The 17,360-nt window shown below is 72.0% G+C and carries 16 protein-coding genes, 1 pseudogene and 1 riboswitch; of the genes and pseudogenes, 6 read left to right on the top strand and 11 right to left on the bottom strand.

Annotated elements, in window-relative coordinates; translation table 11 throughout:
- The first annotated feature begins 90 nt into the window (after positions 1-90).
- Together I73_RS02005 and I73_RS02010 are read left to right on the top strand one after the other, a co-directional pair.
- Positions 91-903 (top strand): formate/nitrite transporter family protein, encoded by an 813-nt coding sequence (locus I73_RS02005; protein ID WP_022979084.1) that lies wholly within the window; start codon positions 91-93, stop codon positions 901-903.
- Positions 904-920: 17 nt separating this feature from the next.
- The gene (locus tag I73_RS02010; protein ID WP_022979085.1) at positions 921-2,663 is read left to right on the top strand and encodes a bifunctional protein-serine/threonine kinase/phosphatase; all 1,743 of its coding nucleotides are present in this window, start codon (positions 921-923) and stop codon (positions 2,661-2,663) included.
- A gap of 12 nt (positions 2,664-2,675) precedes the next feature.
- Here the strand turns inward: I73_RS02010 and I73_RS02015 are convergent, their stop codons facing one another.
- From I73_RS02015 to I73_RS02060, 10 genes are all read right to left on the bottom strand, one after another.
- Positions 2,676-3,038, bottom strand: a complete 363-nt coding sequence (locus tag I73_RS02015; protein WP_022979086.1) for a DUF1304 domain-containing protein — start codon at positions 3,036-3,038, stop codon at positions 2,676-2,678.
- Between the two features lie 66 nt (positions 3,039-3,104).
- The gene (locus tag I73_RS25435; RefSeq protein WP_022979087.1) at positions 3,105-4,085 is read right to left on the bottom strand and encodes a TerB family tellurite resistance protein; all 981 of its coding nucleotides are present in this window, start codon (positions 4,083-4,085) and stop codon (positions 3,105-3,107) included.
- Between the two features lie 75 nt (positions 4,086-4,160).
- Positions 4,161-5,444, bottom strand: coding sequence for a cobyrinate a,c-diamide synthase (locus tag I73_RS02025; RefSeq protein WP_040499419.1), 1,284 nt, complete (start codon positions 5,442-5,444; stop codon positions 4,161-4,163).
- A gap of 28 nt (positions 5,445-5,472) precedes the next feature.
- On the bottom strand, positions 5,473-6,519 hold the full coding sequence (gene cobT / locus I73_RS02030; protein WP_022979089.1) for a nicotinate-nucleotide--dimethylbenzimidazole phosphoribosyltransferase: 1,047 nt from the start codon (positions 6,517-6,519) through the stop codon (positions 5,473-5,475).
- A 38-nt stretch (positions 6,520-6,557) separates the two neighbouring features.
- A complete protein-coding gene (gene cobO / locus I73_RS02035) occupies positions 6,558-7,187 on the bottom strand; it encodes a cob(I)yrinic acid a,c-diamide adenosyltransferase (RefSeq protein WP_022979090.1) in 630 nt (209 codons plus the stop codon).
- A gap of 34 nt (positions 7,188-7,221) precedes the next feature.
- Positions 7,222-8,037: an ABC transporter ATP-binding protein gene (locus I73_RS02040; RefSeq protein ID WP_022979091.1), complete on the bottom strand. Its 816-nt coding sequence runs from the start codon at positions 8,035-8,037 to the stop codon at positions 7,222-7,224.
- Positions 8,034-9,038 carry an iron chelate uptake ABC transporter family permease subunit gene (locus tag I73_RS02045; protein ID WP_022979092.1) on the bottom strand — a complete coding sequence of 335 codons (1,005 nt, stop codon included), beginning with the start codon at positions 9,036-9,038 and terminating at the stop codon, positions 8,034-8,036. Before I73_RS02045 ends, I73_RS02040 begins: the two co-directional genes overlap by 4 nt.
- Positions 9,039-9,066: 28 nt before the next feature.
- A complete protein-coding gene (locus I73_RS30635; protein ID WP_085944555.1) occupies positions 9,067-9,876 on the bottom strand; it encodes an energy transducer TonB in 810 nt (269 codons plus the stop codon).
- Positions 9,877-9,919: 43 nt separating this feature from the next.
- Entirely contained in the window at positions 9,920-11,758 is a 1,839-nt protein-coding gene (locus I73_RS02055; protein ID WP_022979094.1) for a TonB-dependent receptor domain-containing protein, read from the bottom strand.
- Positions 11,759-11,895: 137 nt separating this feature from the next.
- Positions 11,896-12,144: riboswitch (cobalamin riboswitch) on the bottom strand.
- A gap of 32 nt (positions 12,145-12,176) precedes the next feature.
- Positions 12,177-12,788 carry a YitT family protein gene (locus I73_RS02060; RefSeq protein ID WP_022979095.1) on the bottom strand — a complete coding sequence of 204 codons (612 nt, stop codon included), beginning with the start codon at positions 12,786-12,788 and terminating at the stop codon, positions 12,177-12,179.
- Positions 12,789-12,850: 62 nt separating this feature from the next.
- Between I73_RS02060 and I73_RS02065 the strand changes: the two genes are divergently transcribed.
- The 4 genes and pseudogenes from I73_RS02065 to I73_RS34375 all read left to right on the top strand — a co-directional run bounded on the left by I73_RS02065 (position 12,851) and on the right by I73_RS34375 (position 16,313).
- A complete protein-coding gene (locus I73_RS02065; protein WP_022979096.1) occupies positions 12,851-13,537 on the top strand; it encodes a PolC-type DNA polymerase III in 687 nt (228 codons plus the stop codon).
- 83 nt (positions 13,538-13,620) lie between these two features.
- Positions 13,621-14,223 carry a DUF2242 domain-containing protein gene (locus I73_RS25445; protein WP_234409388.1) on the top strand — a complete coding sequence of 201 codons (603 nt, stop codon included), beginning with the start codon at positions 13,621-13,623 and terminating at the stop codon, positions 14,221-14,223.
- 130 nt (positions 14,224-14,353) lie between these two features.
- A pseudogene (locus I73_RS34370) lies at positions 14,354-15,682 on the top strand (amidohydrolase); the annotation flags it as partial.
- A gap of 79 nt (positions 15,683-15,761) precedes the next feature.
- Complete coding sequence (locus tag I73_RS34375) at positions 15,762-16,313, top strand: amidohydrolase family protein (protein WP_255348147.1); 552 nt, start codon at positions 15,762-15,764, stop codon at positions 16,311-16,313.
- A 19-nt stretch (positions 16,314-16,332) separates the two neighbouring features.
- On the opposite strand, the gene I73_RS25455 is transcribed toward I73_RS34375, so the two are convergent.
- On the bottom strand, positions 16,333-17,358 hold the full coding sequence (locus I73_RS25455; RefSeq protein ID WP_148289653.1) for a LuxR C-terminal-related transcriptional regulator: 1,026 nt from the start codon (positions 17,356-17,358) through the stop codon (positions 16,333-16,335).
- Positions 17,359-17,360: the final 2 nt, after the last annotated feature.

The raw sequence follows: 17,360 nt of genomic DNA on the forward strand, positions 1-17,360 counted from the left end.
GTATGGGCGCCTTTTTTCATGCCCGGCTGCCGCCGGCATGGGCCGCACTGTCTCCTCCATGTCTGACTGACTGTCCTGAAGGAACCCACCATGGCCTACCTCGCCCCCGCCGAATTCGTGACCAAGATGGTCGATGCCGGCGAATCCAAGCTGCTGATGTCCACCCGCGACACCCTGATCCGCGCCTACATGGCCGGCGCCATCCTGGCCCTGGCCGCGGCCTTCGCGGTCAGCGTCAGCGTCAACACCGGCAACCCGCTGATCGGCGCCCTGCTCTTCCCGGTGGGCTTCTGCATGCTCTACCTGATGGGCTTCGACCTGCTGACCGGTGTGTTCACGCTGGCCCCGCTGGCCGTGTTCGACCGCCGCCCGGGCGCCACCTGGGCCGGCGTGCTGCGCAACTGGGGCCTGGTCTTCGTCGGCAACTTCGCCGGTGCGCTGACGGTGGCCGTCTTCATGGCCATCATCTTCACCTTCGGCTTCACCGAGGCACCCAATGCCATCGGCCAGAAGATCGGCAGCATCGGCGAGGCTCGCACCGTGGGCTATGCGGCGCACGGCGCGGCCGGCATGCTGACGCTGTTCATCCGCGGCGTGATGTGCAACTGGATGGTCTCCACCGGCGTGGTGGCCGCCCTGATGTCCACCTCGGTCTCGGGCAAGGTCATCGCGATGTGGATGCCCATCCTGGTGTTCTTCTACATGGGCTTCGAGCACTCCATCGTCAACATGTTCCTGTTCCCCTCGGGCCTGATGCTGGGCGGCCACTTCACGCTGATGGACTACTTCCTCTGGAACGAGATCCCCACCGTGCTGGGCAACCTGGTGGGCGGCCTGAGCTTCGTGGGCGCCACGTTGTACGCCACCCACGTCAAGACGGCGCCCAAGCGCGTGCTGGCCTGAGGGGCCAGAATGGCCCCATGACCCAGGAACTGCGTGTCTCGATCGGCCAGCACTCGCTGGCCGGGCCCAAGCCGGTCAACCAGGACTTCCATGGCGCGGTGGTGCCCACCGGCCCCAAGCTGACCACCCAAGGCATCGTGCTGGCGCTGGCCGACGGCATCAGCAGCAGCCGCGTCAGCCAGGTGGCCAGCGCGGCCGCGGTGCGCAGCTTCCTGGAGGACTACTACGGCACCGCCGAAACCTGGACGGTGCGCCGCGCCGGCCAGTGCGTGCTGGAGGCCACCAACGCCTGGCTGCATGCCCAGACCCGCCGCAGCGACGCCCGCTTCGACCCGGACCGCGGCTATGTCTGCACCTTCAGCGCGCTGATCCTGAAGGGCCGCGAAGGCCACCTGCTGCATGTGGGCGACAGCCGCATCTACCGCTTGCATCCCCAGGCGCTGGAAGCCCTGACGCAGGATCACCGGGTGCGCCTGTCCTCGGCCGAGAGCCACCTGGCCCGGGCGCTGGGCGCGGACGCCGCGGTCGAGATCGACTACCGCTGCTGGCCGCTGGCCGAGGGCGAGGTCTACCTGCTGGCCACCGACGGCGCCTACGAACACCTCGGCGCCGCCGATGTGCACGCGGCCCTGGCCCGGCGCCCGGCCGACCTGGACGCGGCCGCCGCGGCCCTGGCCGCCACCGCCCTGGCGCGCTGCAGCCAGGACAACATCACGGTGCAGCTGGCGCGCGTGGACGCGCTGCCACCGGCCGAGGCCCAGGCCACGGCGGACGCACAGCGCCATCTGTCCTTTCCGCCGCCGCTGCAGGCGCGCATGCGCTTCGAGGGCTACACCCTGCTGCGCGAACTGCACACCAGCGCCCGCAGCCAGGTCTGGCTGGCCACCGACGATGCCAGCGGACAGCCGGTGGCCCTGAAGGTGCCCGCCCAGGATCTGCGGGCCGATGCCCAGGCCATCGACCGCTTCCTGCTGGAGGAATGGGTGGCCCGGCGCATCGACCACCCGCATGTGCTCAAGCCCGCCAGCGGCACCGGCCACGAGCGGCCGCGCCAGCACCTCTTCGTCGCCATGGAGCACATCGAAGGCCAGACGCTGGCGCAGTGGATGCGCGACCACCCCCGCCCCGACCTGGCCGAGGTGCGGCCCTGGGTGCAGCAGATCGCCGCGGGCCTGCAGGCCTTTCACCGCAAGGAGATGCTGCACCAGGACCTGCGGCCCGAGAACCTGATGATCGACCGCACCGGCACGCTCAAGCTGATCGACTTCGGCTCGGTGCATGTGGCGGGCCTGGCCGAGGCCGGCCTGACCGACCGCGACCCGGCGCTGGCCGGCACCCTGCAGTACCTGGCGCCGGAGTACTTCGTCGGCCAGCCGCCCGGCGTGGCCGCGGAGCTCTTCTCGCTGGCGGTGCTCACCTACCAGATGCTCAGCGGCCAACTGCCCTACGGCCTGCAGGTGCCCCGCTTGCGCAGCCCGCGGGACCTGGCCGGCCTGCGCTACATCCCGCTGCGCCAGCACCGGCCCGACCTGCCCGCCTGGCTGGACACCGTGCTGGCCAAAGCCCTGCACCCGCAGCCCGCGCGCCGGCACGAAGCGCTGTCCGAGTTCACCCACGCGCTGGCCGCCCCGGACCCGCGCTGGGCCGAACCGGCCCGCGTGCCGCTGATCGAGCGCCACCCGGTGCGCTTCTGGCAGACCGTCAGCGCGGTGCTGGGCTTGGCGCTGCTGGGGGTTTCAGCCGCCTGGATCCTGCGCTGAACCCGGCCTGGCTCAGCCCATCCACACCAGCCCCAGGCCCACCAAGGCCGGCAGGGCCTGGATGACGAGGATCTTGCGGCTGGCGGTGGCGGCGCCGAACAGGCCGGCCACCAGCACGCAGCCCAGGAAGAAGAACTGCAGCGGGCGCGCCAGGGGCGCCGGGGCCAGCAGGCTCCACAGCAGGCCGGCGGCCAGGAAGCCGTTGTACAGGCCCTGGTTGGCCGCCATCACCTTGGTGAGGGCCGCGCGCTCGGGGCTCAGGCCGAAGGCCTTGCGGCCCAGGGGCTTGTCCCACAGGAACATCTCCAGCACCAGGATGTAGAGGTGCAGCACGGCCACGAAGGCCACCACCAGGGAACTCAGCAGGGTCGGCATGAAGGGGTTTCTTCTGGGAAAGTCGAGGGGGTGGAAGATGGCTGGGACGGTGCCGGCGGGCCTGCGTCAGCGCTTGAGGGTCCGGCCCAGGCGCTCGCGCACCTGCTGGCCGGTGGATTCGATGTCCTTGAGCACGCCCGGCAGGCGCTGGGCCACCTGGCCGGCCGTGCGGACCACCGCCTCTCCGCCCTGACTCACACCATGAGCCAAGCCCTGCACCAGGCCGGCGCCCGCCGTTTGCGCCCGCTGGCGGGCCAGGGCCCAGGCCTTCGCCAGCTCGCCCGGCGGCGCCTGGGCCAGCAGGGCCGCCACCTCGTCCAGGGCCGCGGCCTCGTCGGGGGTGATCGGGCCGGCCGCCTCCAGCATCTGGCGCAGGCTCTGCAGCACATCGGTCGCGATGGCGGCATGGTTGCAATCGGGGTTGGCGTGCAGGAAGGCGCTGCGCTCGCGGGCCATGCGGGCCAGGTCACCGGCCGAGGCCTCGCCGATGATGCGCACCAGGGCCTGGTTGACGAAGGCCTCATCCAGCCCCCATTCGCGCACCAGGTGCTGCTGCAGATGGTCCAGCTCGGCCCGCTCGATGCACCCGTCAACCGCCGCCATGCGGACGGCCAAGGGCGCGATCAGGTCGAAGATGGCCAGGCCCAGTTGGTCCAGCGGCGTGTTCAGGTAGCGTGGGATCTCGATGACCCGCTCACCCCGCCGGTTGCCCAGCAGGCGGTACAGGCCGTAGCAGGCGCCGCCGGAGGCCAGCGCCGCGAAGGCCACCCAGCCGACGGGCGTGGCCGCCGTGCCCAGGCCCACCGCGCCCAGCAGGCCGCCGGGCGCGAAGAAGGTAGAGGCCACCAGGCTGGACTTGGCCACCGCCGCACCGGTGCCGGCCGCGCCCAGCACATCCCAGATCTCCCGCGCCCGGTTGACGGCGCGCAGTGAGGCATCAGCCTGCTCGCCGATGGCCAGCTTGGCCTTGAAGCGCAACTCGTCGGCCACGACACGGCTGGCCTCGATGGCCGGCATGGCGGTGGCCGGGGATGGGGTGTCGGTCATGGTGGAGGGACACGGACGCGTGTCCACCGAGTGTATCGGCGGCCCCCCGCGCCCGTCCTCCGGGGCCGCCCGGGCTCAGACCGAGAACCAGCGCGCCACCGCCGCCGGGGCGCTGGGGAAGTAGGCGTGCAGGAAGCTGGCCTGCAGGCGGCCCTGGCGGTAGACCGCCTCGGGCTGGCCGTGGTGGCGCTGGGCCTGGGTGTGGGCCAGGGGCGGCAGCGGGCTCTCGAAACAGGCATGGTGGAAGGTGTGGCCGCGCACCGTGCCTTCGGGCAGCGCCGCCGCGTGCAGGCCCAGGTTGACCAGGCGGGGGCTCATGCGGGCCTCGCCGGGCAGCAGGCCCCAGCCGGCATGGCGGCTGCCCTGGGCATCGGTCAGCCCCTCGGCCAGGGCCAGCATGCCACCGCATTCGGCCACCAGGGGCCGGCCGGCGGCATAGTGGGCCTGCAGGCTGCGGCGCGTGCGCTGGGCCGCGGCCAGGGTGGCGGCGTGCAGCTCAGGGTAGCCGCCGGGCAGGTAGACGGCGGTGGCGCCTTCGGGCACCGGCTCGTCGGCCAGGGGCGAGAAGAAGCAGAGGCCCGCGCCCAGGCGCTGCAGCAGTTGCACATTGGCCGGGTAGAGGAAGGCGAAGGCCGCATCCTGTGCGATGGCCACGCACTGGCCGCGCAGCGGCGCGCGCGCGACCACGGCCTGCTCCTCGGCATCGGGCTCGGGCCGGCCCCAGTCCACCTCGGGCGGCAGCGGCAGGTCCAGCGCGGCCAGGGCGTCGGCCGCGCGGTCCAGCCGGGCTTCCAGGTCGGCCAGCTCGGCCGCCTGCACCAGGCCCAGGTGGCGCGAGGGCAGTTCAAAGCCCGCCTCGCGCGGCAGCGCCCCGTACCAGGCCAGCCCGGGCGGCAGGCTCTCGCGCAGCATCTCGGCGTGGCCGGGGCTGCCCACGCGGTTGGCCAGCACGCCGCTCACCGGCAGGCCGGGCCGGTACTGCTGCAGGCCCAGGGCCAGGGCGCCGAAGGTCTGGGCCATGGAGGCGGCCTCGATCACCGCCAGCACCGGCAGGCCGAAGGTCTGGGCCAGGTCGGCGCTGCTGGGCCGGCCGTCGAACAGGCCCATCACGCCCTCGACCAGCACGATGTCGTGGTCCTGCGCGGCCTCGGCCAGCAGGCGCCGGCAATGGGCCTCGCCGCCCATCCACAGGTCCAGCTGCCAACAGGGTTGGCCGCTGGCCCGGGCGTGAATCATCGGATCCAGAAAATCCGGCCCGGTCTTGAAGACCCGCACCCGCAGACCCTGGCGCGTCCAAAGCCGGGCCAGGGCCGCGGTGACGGTGGTCTTGCCCTGGCCGGAGGCGGGTGCGCTGACCATCAGCGCGCGGCAGCGCTCACCCACGGCCTCAGTCCTTGTTGGAGACGCCGGCCGACTCGAAGCTGGCCATCTCGTTGAGGAAGGCCACCGCCGCGCGCACCAGGCCGTAGGCCAGCACCGCGCCGGTGCCCTCGCCCAGACGCAGGTCCAGCATCATCAGCGGCTGGGCCTGCATGGCCTGCAGCATGGCCTGGTGGCCGCGCTCGGCCGACTGGTGGGCGAAGACGGCATAGCCCAGCACCTCAGGCGCCAGGCGCGAGGCCACCAGCATGGCGCTGCTGGTGATGAAGCCATCGACCAGCACCAGCATGCCCGCCTCGGCCGCGCCCAGCATGGCGCCGGCCATCATCGCGATCTCGAAGCCGCCGTACTCGGCCAGGGCCTGCAGCGGCTGCTCGCGCAGCACGCCGGTGCGCGCGGCCGCGCGGGCCAGCACCGCCTGCTTGCGCTGCAGGCCGGCCTCGTCCACGCCGGTGCCGCGGCCGGTGGCCACGTCCAGCGGCACGTCGGCCAGCTTGTGCAGCAGCAGCGAGGCGGCGCTGGTGTTGGCAATGCCCATCTCGCCGAAGGCCACCACATTGCAGCCCTGCTCGCGGGCCTCGCGCATCAGGGCGCGGCCCCGCTCCAGCGCGGCCACGGCCTGTTCGGTCGTCATGGCCGGCTGCAGCGCGCTGTTGGCGGTGCCCGGGGCGATCTTGGCGTGCACCAGGCCCGGCACCGGGCGGAAGTCGTGGTTGACGCCCGCATCCACCACCCGCACCGCCAGGCCCTGGTCGCGCGCCAGCACATTGACCGCCGCGCCGCCGCCCAGGAAGTTCATGACCATCTGCCAGGTCACGTCCTGCGGGTAGGCGCTCACGCCTTCCAGCGCGATGCCGTGGTCGCCCGCGAAGACGACCACCTGCGGCTGCGACAGGCACGGCGTGAGGCTCTGCTGCACGCGGCCGATCTGCAGGGCCAGGGCCTCCAGCCGGCCCAGGGCGCCCAGCGGCTTGGTCTTGGTGTCGATCTTGTGCTGCAGGGCGGCGTCCAGCGCGGTGGACACGGGGGGGATGCGGACGGCGAAGGTGGTCATGGCGGGGGGATGGGTGACGTGAAAGGGGGTGGCCGGGCTCAGAACTCGATGCCCGGCTGGGCGCGGATGCCCTGCTTGAAGGCATGCTTGACGACCTTGATCTCGCTGACGGTGTGGGCGGCCTCGACCAGCTCGGGCGGGGCACCGCGGCCGGTCACCACCACATGCTGGCCCGCGGGCCGCGCGGCCAGGTCGGCCAACACCGTGGCCACCGGCAGGTAATCGTGGGCCAGCACGATGTTGAGCTCGTCCAGCACCACCAGGTCGATGTCCGGGCGCTGCAGCAGGCCGCGGGCGATGGCCCAGCCGGCCGCCACGCGTTCGATGTCGCGGGCGCGGTTCTGCGTCTCCCAGGTGAAGCCTTCGCCGGTGACGTGGAACTCGACCTCGTCGGGGAAGCGGCGGAAGAAGCGCTCCTCGCCGGTGGGAATGGCGCCCTTGATGAACTGCACCACGCCCACGCGCCCGCCGTGGCCCAGGGTGCGCGCGACCATGCCGAAGGCCGAGCTGCTCTTGCCCTTGCCGGGGCCGCTGAGCACCAGCAGCAGGCCGGTGTCCTGGTCGGCGCGGGCGATGCGGGCATCGACCGCGGCCTTGTGGCGCTGCATCTTGGCCTTGTGGTGGGCTTCGCTGTCCTCGGGTGAGGCGGGGGTGTCGTCGTTCGGCATGGGATCTCTTTCAACAACGGTGGCGGCGCGGCGCTCAAGCCGGCAGCCACCAGCGGCGGCCGTCGATCTCGCGACAGCGCAGCGGGTGGCCGAAGGCGGCCGAGAGCGTGTCCTCGCGCATCACGGTGTCCACCGGGCCGGCCAGCGCCGGGCCGCCCTGCCCGTCCAGCAGCAGCGCATGGGTGGCCACGCGCTGGGCCAGGCTGAGGTCGTGCACCGAGACGAGCAGCGCGCGGCGGCCGGCGCGCACATCGTCGGCCAGCAGGTCCAGCATGCGCAGCTGCTGGGCCAGGTCCAGGTGGGCCAGGGGTTCGTCCAGCAGGGCCAGCGGCGGGTCCTGCGTCAGCAGGGTGGCCAGGGCCACGCGCTGGCGCTCGCCACCGGAGAGCGTGGTCACGTCACGGCCCTCGAAGCCGGCCAGGCCCACGCGGGCCAGCGCGGCGCGGGCCAGCGCCGTGTCGGCCTCGCCCTCCCAGTGCCAGCGCGACAGATGCGGGTGGCGGCCCTGCAGCACCACGTCCAGCACCGGGGCGGGAAAGGCGTCCACCACCTGCTGGGGCACGTAGCCGCGCCAGCAGGCCAGCTCGGCCAGGGGCCAGGCCGTCAGCGGGTGGCCGGCCACCGCCAGCCTGCCTTCGGCCGGGGGCCGGGCGCCGGCCAGGGTGCTGAGCAGCTGGGTCTTGCCCGCGCCGTTGCGGCCCAGCAGCACCCAGCACTGGCCGGGCTGCACCGCCAGGTCCAGGCCGCGCAGCAGCCAGCGCGCGTCGCGGCCGGGGCCGGGCACCTGCACGCCCAGGCCCTGCGCCTGCAGCAGCGGCGCCCCAGGAATGGCGGCCAGGCCGCGGCTCATCCGCGCCCCCGTCGCGTCAACAGGATGATGAAAGTGGGCGCGCCCACCAAGGCGGTGATGACGCCCACCGGCAGCTGCAGCGGGTCCACCAGGGTGCGGGCCAGCGTGTCGGCGGCCAGCAGAAAGGCCGCGCCGCTCAGGGCGCTGGCGGGCAACAGCAGGCGCTGGTCATTGCCCAGGATCAGGCGCAGCGCATGCGGCACCACCAGGCCGACGAAGCCGACCGAGCCGGCCACCGTCACCGCGGTGGCGGCCGCGGCCGAGGCGCACAGGTAGATCAGGGCCCGCACCCGCCGCACCGGCACGCCCAGCATCTGGGCAGGGCCGGGGCCGCGCAGCAGCAAATTCAGGTCGCGGCCGAAGGGCATCAGCAGCGCCAGCAGGGCCAGCGGCAGCAGCAGCACCGGCGCGGGCACATCGGTGCCGGAGAGGTCGCCCATCATCCAGAACAGCATGCCGCGCAGCTGCTCGCTGGGCGCCAGGCTCAGCACCAGGCTGACACCGGCCATGGCCATGGACGACAGCATCACGCCGGTCAGCAAGAGGCGCGGCGTGCTGTCCTGGCTGCTGGCGGCCTCCAGCCGGCCCAGGTCGTGCCGGCCCAGCAGGAAGACGATGGCGACGGCCGCCAGCGCGCCCACGAAGGCCCCGGCCTGCACCGCCAGGAAGCTGCAGCCCAGCGCCAGCATCAGCAGGGCCCCCAGCGCGGCCGAGCCCGACAGGCCCAGCACATAGGGGTCGGCCAGCGGGTTGCGCAGCAGCACCTGCATCAGCGCGCCCGAGAGCGCCAGCAGCGCACCGGTGCTGAGCGCGGCCAGGGCGCGCGGCAGGCGCAGCCGGTGCAGGATTTCCGAGGCCATGCTGCCGTCGGGTTGCACCAGCAGACGGGGCAGGTCGGTCCAGGCCAGGGCGTCGCTGCCGCTGGCCAGCGCCCAGGCCAGCCCCCCCAGGGCCAGGGCCAGCAGCAGGCCCAGCACCCGCAGGGTGCGGGCCGCCGTCAAGGGGGGACGGGAAGCGTTCATGGGCAGCTCAGCGGGTGTCGGCCTGGGCCACCCAGCGCACCGGGGCGTCCAGGCGGAACTGCAGGGCCACGCGCACGGTGCTGGCCACGGCCTGGCCATCCTGGCGGGCCGGCTCGAAGCGCCACAGCCGCACCGCGTCGCGCGCAGCGATGTCCAGCAGCATGACGCCCGAGCGCGCGTCCCAGCGCACCGCGCTCACGCGGCCCTGGGCATCCACCTCCACCGCCAGCCGCACCAGGCCCTCCAGTCCGTCCTCGCGGGCGGCTTCCGGGTAGGGCGGCAAGGCATTGCCGGGCAAGGCGCGAGCGCCGTGGTTGCCACCACCCGCCGCCGCCAGCGGGGTGGCGGCGCTGGCGGCCTGGGCCACGGCCTGACCCAGCGCGCCCTCGGCGCGGCTGGCGGGCGCGGGGCCCGAGGGTGCAGTGGCCACCTGCAGGGATGCCTGGGCCGCCTGCGCAACGGCCGGGCGCTGTGCGGCCAACATCGGCACCACGGCCGGTGCCGGCGCGGCGGGCGCGGACAGCGCACCCTGCGGGTGGCCGCGGTCTTCGGCCGGTGGCCGGCCCCGTCCCGGGCGCGCGGCGGGCACAGCCGGCGTGGGCGCCGACAGTGGCAGGGTGAGCATCACCAGCTGTCCCGAAGGTGCCGCGGCTTGCGAAGCCGGTCGGCCGCCCGCCCCGGGGCCCCAGACGGCCGCGGCCAGCACGCCATGCACCAGGGCCACCGCTGCCAGCGCAAGCCCACGCCGGCGGCCCGTCCCGAAGGCCGGATGGGTCGACGGGCGGGTCGCAGACGGTGGCACGGTCGCGAGGGACATGGTGCGCAGGCAGCGGGCGGGCCGGGAGGATGCGCTCAGCCGATCAGAGGGCCGGCGTCCAGCGCAGGGTGACCTGGCCTTCGCGGCCCGGCGTGTTGTAGCCCTGGGCCGTGGTGTAGTGCTTGTCGGTCAGGTTGTTCACCCGCGCTTCCAGGCGCCACTCGGGCGTGAAGGCCCAGCTGCCGAAGACGGCCACCAGGCCGTAGGCGCCCATGGCGCTGGCGGCGGACTGGTCGGCGGAATCGAAGCGACGGCCCACCCAGCTGAAGTCGGTGCCGATCTGCGCGGGGCCGGCACTGTGGGTCAGGTGCAGGCCACCGAACACCCGCGCACGGCGGCGCAACAGCTGGTCGGTCTCGTCGTTCTTCGGGTCCTGCCAAGTCAGGTTGGCCTTGAAGCGGGTGTCGCGGTCGATCAGCGTGCCGCCGGCCTTCAGGCTCAGGCCGGTGATGCGGGCCTTGTCGACGTTGGCCGGCAGGTAGTCGGGCGGCGCATAGTCGATCAGGTCGCGGATGTGGTTGTCGAACACCGTGGCGCCCAGTTCCAGGCCGGCCAGCTTGCCATCCAGGCCCAGCTCGTAGCTGTCGGACTTCTCCGGCTTCAGGTCGGGATTGCCGAAGCCGGGGTAGTACAGGGTGTTGAAGGTCGGCGCGTGGAAGGCGCTGCCCCAGGCGGCACGCAAGCGCCAGTCCTGTGCCAGCTGCCAGCCCCAGCCCAGCTGGGCCGTGGTGTGGTGGCCGAACTGGCTGTTGCGGTCCTCTCGCACATCAGCCTGCAGGGCGTGCTCGCCGATCTGCCCCTTCCAGCCCACCAGAGCGCTGCGCACGGTGCGCCCGTCCACCGTGTAGTCGGTGGTGCTGTCCACATTCTGCTTGAGCCATTCCAGGCCCACGGTGGCCGTGCCGCCGAAGGCCGGCAGGCGGTTGAGCCAGCTGGCCTGGTCTTCGCGGGTGTTGAAGGTGCCGGGGAAGTTGCTGTAGCTGGTGGACTGGTCCTGCGAGCGCGCGACGCTCAGCTCGCTGCGCCAGCTCTGGGTGAGCTGGCCGTTCCAGTGGGCGCCCAGGGTCTGGGTGACGGACTGGCTGTAGCTGTCGATGTTGGGACCATCGTCGAAGCGGCCCTTGCTGGCACTGCGCAGCCACTGCACGCCCACCTCGTGGTCGGCGTTGATCTGCTGGGTCAGCCGCAGTTGCCCGCTGCGTTGCAGCAGGCCATCACGGTCGGGGTTGTAGTTGTAGGTGTTGTCGGGCGTGGTGGCATTGATGCCATCGGTGCTCAGGTAGTTCAGGCCCAGGGACAGCTGGGTGCCTTCGCCCATGGCGGCGGCATAGCTGGCCGTGGTCTGGCGCAGATCATGGCTACCCGCCGTGAGCGCCACCGCCGCGCCCGGCGAACGCTTGGCGCTCTTGGTGAAGATCTGGATCACGCCGCCGATGGCGTCCGACCCGTACAGGCTGCTGGACGGGCCGGGCAGCACCTCGATGCGATCGATCAGGGCCAGCGGAATGGCCTCGAAGGCGGCCGTGCCGGTGGTGGCCGAGCCGATGCGCACGCCATCGACCAGCACCACGGTGTGGTCGCTGTTGGCGCCACGGATGAACACGCTGCTGCTGCTGCCCAGACCACCGTTCTGGGTGATCTCCACCCCGCCCAGGGTGCGCAGCAGGTCGGTGACGGACCCGGCGCCGGACTGCCGGATGTCCTCGGCGGTGATGACGGTGACCGGCCGCACCGCCTGCGCGGCCGATTCAGGCATGCGGCTGGCGGTGACGACGTAGTCGGTGGTGTCGGAGCCGGGAAGGTTCGTGCCCGACGTCTGGGCGTGGACGAACACGGGCGCGGACAGCGCCACGGCAAGCGCGACAGGCGTGCGCAGGAACATGAGAGGACTCGCTCGAACAGAGCCGGCAGCTGCGGCGGCGGGCCTGCTCAGCAGGCGGCACACCGGACACGACAGCCATCACGGCCACGCGACGACCGGCTTCCCCGCAGGTCGTCACCCCATGGCGGAGGTGCCCAAGCACCCCACCCCCCGTTGGCCGGTATCCGGGCTGGCGGAACGACCCGTGCAGTCTTCCCGAGGGGATCACCCTCAGTGACCAGGTGCACGAGCGGCGGTGCGGGAAGCCTGTTCCCGGACACCACGTCCGCTTACCGTTGCGGGGGCAGCGCAGGTTGGGCGCATCTCGTGGAGACTGGCCTTCCTGCTTCCCGTTTACCCCAGGCCACCAGAAGAATGGCCCAGGCACCAACAGCGCCGGAGTTTAGCACCGGCCCCTGGCAGGACCGCCCCTGGGCGGTCAGGTGCCGTTGTAGCGCCCGGGGCGGTGGTTGATGGCGATGAACAGGCCCATCACCACGGCGCCCAGCACCGAATAGCCCAGCTTGGGCGGTGGCAGCACGGCGGCCGCAGTGGCCAGCACGGCCAGGTCCATGCCGATCTGGATCTTGCCGGCCCGCCAGTGGCGCGACTGCTGCAGGTACAGCGAGATGACCGTGGCCCCGCCCAGACTGGCGCGGTGGCGGGCCAGGAACAGCACCCCCGAGCCCAGCAGCAGCCCGCCCAGGATGGCGGCATATGCTGGATGCAGCCGGTCGATGGCGAAGAGCGCGGGCGAGAACTCGGTCATCAGCGACAGCAGCGTGATGGCGCCGAAGGTCTTGAGCGTGAACTCGCGCCCCATGTGCTTCCAGGAGAAGCCGTAGAACGGCAGGTTGATGGCGAAGAACAGCTTGCCGAAGCTGATGCCGGTGAGGTGGCTGAGCACGAAGGCCGCGCCGGCCGTGCCGCCGGTGATCATGCCCACCTGGTTGAACAGGATGAGCGCCAGCGAGATGAACAGGGTGCCGGTGAAGATGGCCTGGGCATCTTCGAAGGGCGTGTGGGGGGACGGCGCGGCGAGATCGGACATGCGAGGGCTGAGGCAGGAAGCGTGCCCGCTGCCAGAGGTCGGGGGCGCGGCACAATCCCGGCATGATCGCCGATTCCGCGGAGAAATCAGTAGAAACCCTAGCCGTCATCGACTTCGAGACCACCGGCATGGGACCTCAGCAGGGCGCCCGCGCCACCGAGATCGCGGCCGTGCTGCTGCGCGGCGGCCAGGTGGTGGGCCACTACCAGAGCCTGATGCGCTCGGATGTGCGGGTGCCGCCCTTCATCGAGCGCCTGACCGGCATCAGCAACGCGATGCTGGCCCAGGCACCGCCCGCGGAAGCCGTGATGCGCGAGGTGCTGGACTTCGTCGGCGATTGCCCCCTGGTGGCCCACAACGCCGCCTTCGACCGCGGCTTCTGGCTGGCCGAGGCCGAGCGGGCCGGCCGGCCGCTGGGCGAGGGCCCCGGGTTCGCCTGCACCCTGCTGCTGAGCCGGCGTCTGTTCGACCAGGCGCCCTCGCACCGGCTGAGCGAGCTGAGCGGCTGGCTGGGCCTGGCGCGCGACGGCCGGGCCCACCGCGCCCTGTCCGACGCCACCCTCACCGCCCACCTGCTGGCCCGCCTGCAGGACGAGGTGGCCCAGCGCTTCGCGGACCGGCTCGCCGGCGAGCCCGTCGGGCACGCCACCCTGTGCCGCCTGCAGCGCGCGCCCCGCCACCGGCTGGACCAGGCCCTGGGCGTGCGGACGGCCTCCGCGCTCGGCGCCCTGTCACCGCGGGCGGGATAATCCCGGCGACATCCCCTGCCATGTTGCGCTGGCGTTTCTGCCGGGAACCCGCAGGGCGGATCCGAGTCTTTGGGAGCATGACCATGAATCTGCCACGCGCCAGGTGGCGCCACGCCAGCCTGTGGGCCAGCCTGCTGCTGGCGCTGGTGGCCGCCGGCTGCAGCACCGAGACCCGCAAGGCGGCCTCGGTCTACCAGAACGAACACTTCAAGGCGGACGAAACCTACTCTCGGCTGTTCGACGCGGACGCGGCCTCCACCTGCGAGGCCGCCCGCCTGGCCCTGCTGAGCCAGGGCTATGTGATCAACACCAGCAGCAAGGATGTGGTGACGGGCAACAAGCGCTTTCAGCCCGACGGCGAGATGCATGTGGAGATCAACTTCACCGTCACCTGCACCGCCGACCCGCGGGAGCCGAAGCTCTCCACCGCCTTCGTCAACGCGGTGCAGGAACGCTACGCCCTGAAGAAGGCCTCCACCTCGGCCAGCGTGGGCCTGCCTCTGGGCTCGCTGTCCATTCCCCTGTCGTCCTCCGACGACTCGCTGGTGCGCGTGGGCAGCGAGACCATCCCCGCCGGCAGCTTCTACGACCGCTTCTTCGCCCTGGTGCAGCGCTACGTGCGCGAACAGACCTGCGGCGACGGCGGCAGCGACGCCTCGCGCTGCGACAGCACCTCCCCCCAGTGAAACCGCCCCCCTTCCGCATCTGCGGAGGGGGCAAACGTGCTGACCCGGACTACCTTGACGGCCAACTTTGTTGCCGTTGCCGGAGTCCACCATGTCAGACAAACCCACCTCATTCACCCGCCGCCGCAGCATGGGCGCCGCCTTCGTGGCCCTGCTGGCCCCCACCGAACTGCTGGTGGGCTGCAATGGCGACAGCAGCGATCCCGCGCCGGCCGACACCGTGCTGCGCAACGGCTATGTCTACACCGTGGACGAGCACGACACCGTGCAGCAGGCCGTGGCCGTGCGCGACGGCCTGATCGTCCACGTGGGCAGCAGCAGCAGCGCGGCCGCCTACATCGGCCCCAACACCCAGGTCATCGACCTGGCCGGGCGCATGCTGATGCCCGGCTTTGTCGATGCCCACATGCACCCCCTGGCCGGTGGCCGCGCCCTGCTCCAGGCCAACCTGAACTACGCCCCGCTGACCCGCGCCCAGATGCAGACCCTCATCCAGGGCTTTCTGGACGCCACGGCCGACCAGGAGCCCAACACCTGGCTGGAGGTGGTCAACTGGGATCGCCAGAGCACCCAATCGCTGGACACCGACCCGACCAAGGAGACGCTGGATGCGCTGCACACCAGCCGCCCCATCCTCGTGCGCTCGTCCGATTTCCACACGGTGTTGACCAACAGCCGCGGCCTGGCCCTGGCCGGCGTCACCCGGGACACGCCCGACCCCACGGGCGGCAGCTTTGACCGCGACGCCGACGGCAACCCCACCGGCATCTGCGAGGACGCCGCCGGCTGGGCCGTGTCGGCCGTCATTCCGCCCGACACCGAAGCCGATCAGCTCAACCAGGCCCGCGCCGCGCTGGCCCAGATGCGCAAGTCGGGGATCACCACCTTTATGGACGCCTCGGCCGGTGACGCCCAGGGGGTGGCCTTCACCGCGCTGCAGAAGTCCGGTGAGCTGACCGCCCGCGCCTTCTTCGCCATCCAGATCGCGGCCGAAGACGCCGCCACCGACCCCGCCGCGGCCGTGGCCACCGCCACGACGCTGGCCAAGACCTATGACCAGGGCGAACCGCAGGTCACCCCCGGCATCCGCTTCCGCCACCTCAAGATGTTCGGCGACGGTGTCGTCAACGCCCCTGCCGACACCGGCGGCCTGCTCACGCCCTACTTCACCAACGCGGGCACGGACGCTGCCCCCAACTGGGTGCCGGGCACCAACACCGGGGCCGACTACTTCCCGCCCTCGGTGCTCAACCCGCTGATGGCCGCCATCGCCAGCAGTGGTTTCGACCCCCACGTGCATGCCACCGGCGAGCGCACCGTGCGCCAGGTGCTGGACGCCGTGGCCTACGCCCGCACGCAGGTGTCCAGCACCAGCTTCCGCCCGGTCATCGCCCACAACGAAACGGTGGCCGTGGCCGACTATCCCCGCTACGCCCAGCTGAACGTGATGGCCAGCTTTGCCTTCCAGTGGGCCCAGCAGGCGGGCTATTCGGTGGGAGACACCCAGTACCACCTGGGTGAGGGACCGCTTCCAGCGCATGGAGCCCTTCGGCAGCGTGCGCAACGCCGGGGCCCGGGTGGGCTTCGGCAGCGACTGGCCGATCGACCCCATGGACGAGTTCCTGGCCCTCAAGTGCGCCGTCACCCGTTCCGGCGACCCGCAAAACCCCAACAGCGCCGCCTACACCAACCCGGACTACACGGGCCCCATCAACAGCGACCCGGCCCTGAGCCGCGCCGACACGCTGCGCGCCATCACCATGAACTCGGCCTGGCAGCTGCGCATGGAGCAGAACATCGGCTCGATCGAAGTGGGCAAATACGCCGACCTCATCGTCCTGGAGAACAACTTCATGCAGGCCAGTGACGAGGCCCTGGGGCGCAACTCGGTGCTGCTGACCATGGTGGGCGGCAACGTGGTGATGGGCACGGGAGACTATGCCACCCTCGGCACCGCCCTCAACGCAAAGGTCAGTACCGCCCAGGCCAGCCGCGCCCGGCAGATCGAGCAGGCCCTCAACTGGGGCGCCTACAACCCCTACGCCTGCCAGTGCGGCATGCGCCACAACATCCTGCCGCGCCAGGCCTGATCGACCACCCACAGGCCCACTAACTGGCCGCGCCCCCATCGAGCGCGGCCAGCCGGTGGATCAGTGCGACCCGGTTGTCCACGCCCAGGCGCTGGTAGGCATCGCGCAGGTAGGTGCGCACGGTGGCCGGGCTCAGGCCCAGCTCCAGCGCGATGGCCTTGTGCGACTGGCCCTGGGCAAAACGCCAGGCCACCGCCAGCTCGCGCGGCGGCAGCGGGCCCGCGGTGGCCGGCCCGAGCGACAGCGCCAGCAGCTCGCCCTGACGCTGCACCCGCAGCGCCTCGCGCGCGCCCATGGGCAGCAGGCGGGGCGTTGACCCATGGGCCAACCACTCGCCCGGCAGCACCTCGCCCTGCCAGTCCTGCAGGTGCCGGGCCAGGCTCTGGGCCACCGAGCGGCCCAGGTAGATCAGCCGGCCCTGGGCGTCGCACAGGGCGCGCTGGTCGCCCTCCCCGGCCTGGGACAGGCCCAGCGACTCCCAGACCCGCTGCTGCCACAGCTGCATCAGATGCTGGCAAAACTCGCCGAAGACCATGGCCTCCAGCTCGCTGAAGGCCCGCTCGCGCTCGCCCCGGTAGACCGAGACGAAGAAGCGGAAGCCGCTGGCCGGCAAGTCCATCGAGATGGCCATGGCGTGGAAGATGTCGTGCCGCCGCGAAAAGGACTCCAGCGCGTCGCCAGCCGAGCGGTGGCCGCTGGAACGGCAAACCTGGCCCAGGTGCCGCAGCGACTGCCGGGCGAAGCGATCGGCCTGGCCGACCTCGTTCCATTCCGCCCCGAAGGACAGGGCCAGGTGCAGGCTGCCATGCAGCCAGTTGGTGGGCGGCGCCTCGTCGGCCCCCGAGGAGCATTGGCCCCACCAGGCACGGGAAAACGGCACCAGTTCACCCAGCGGCGCCAGGGCCTGGGCCAGCCAATCCGCCGACATGGGCGCGCGCGCCTGGCGCTGCAAGGCCATCACCTGCCGGCTGAAGGCCTGCACCCACTGCCCGGCCAACACGCCCGGCCGCGCCCCGCCGCCTGCTGCGGCACTGCCAATCACCACCA

It is taken from the genome of Ideonella sp. B508-1 (genome assembly GCF_000333615.1).
Taxonomy (GTDB): Bacteria; Pseudomonadota; Gammaproteobacteria; order Burkholderiales; family Burkholderiaceae_C; genus Ideonella.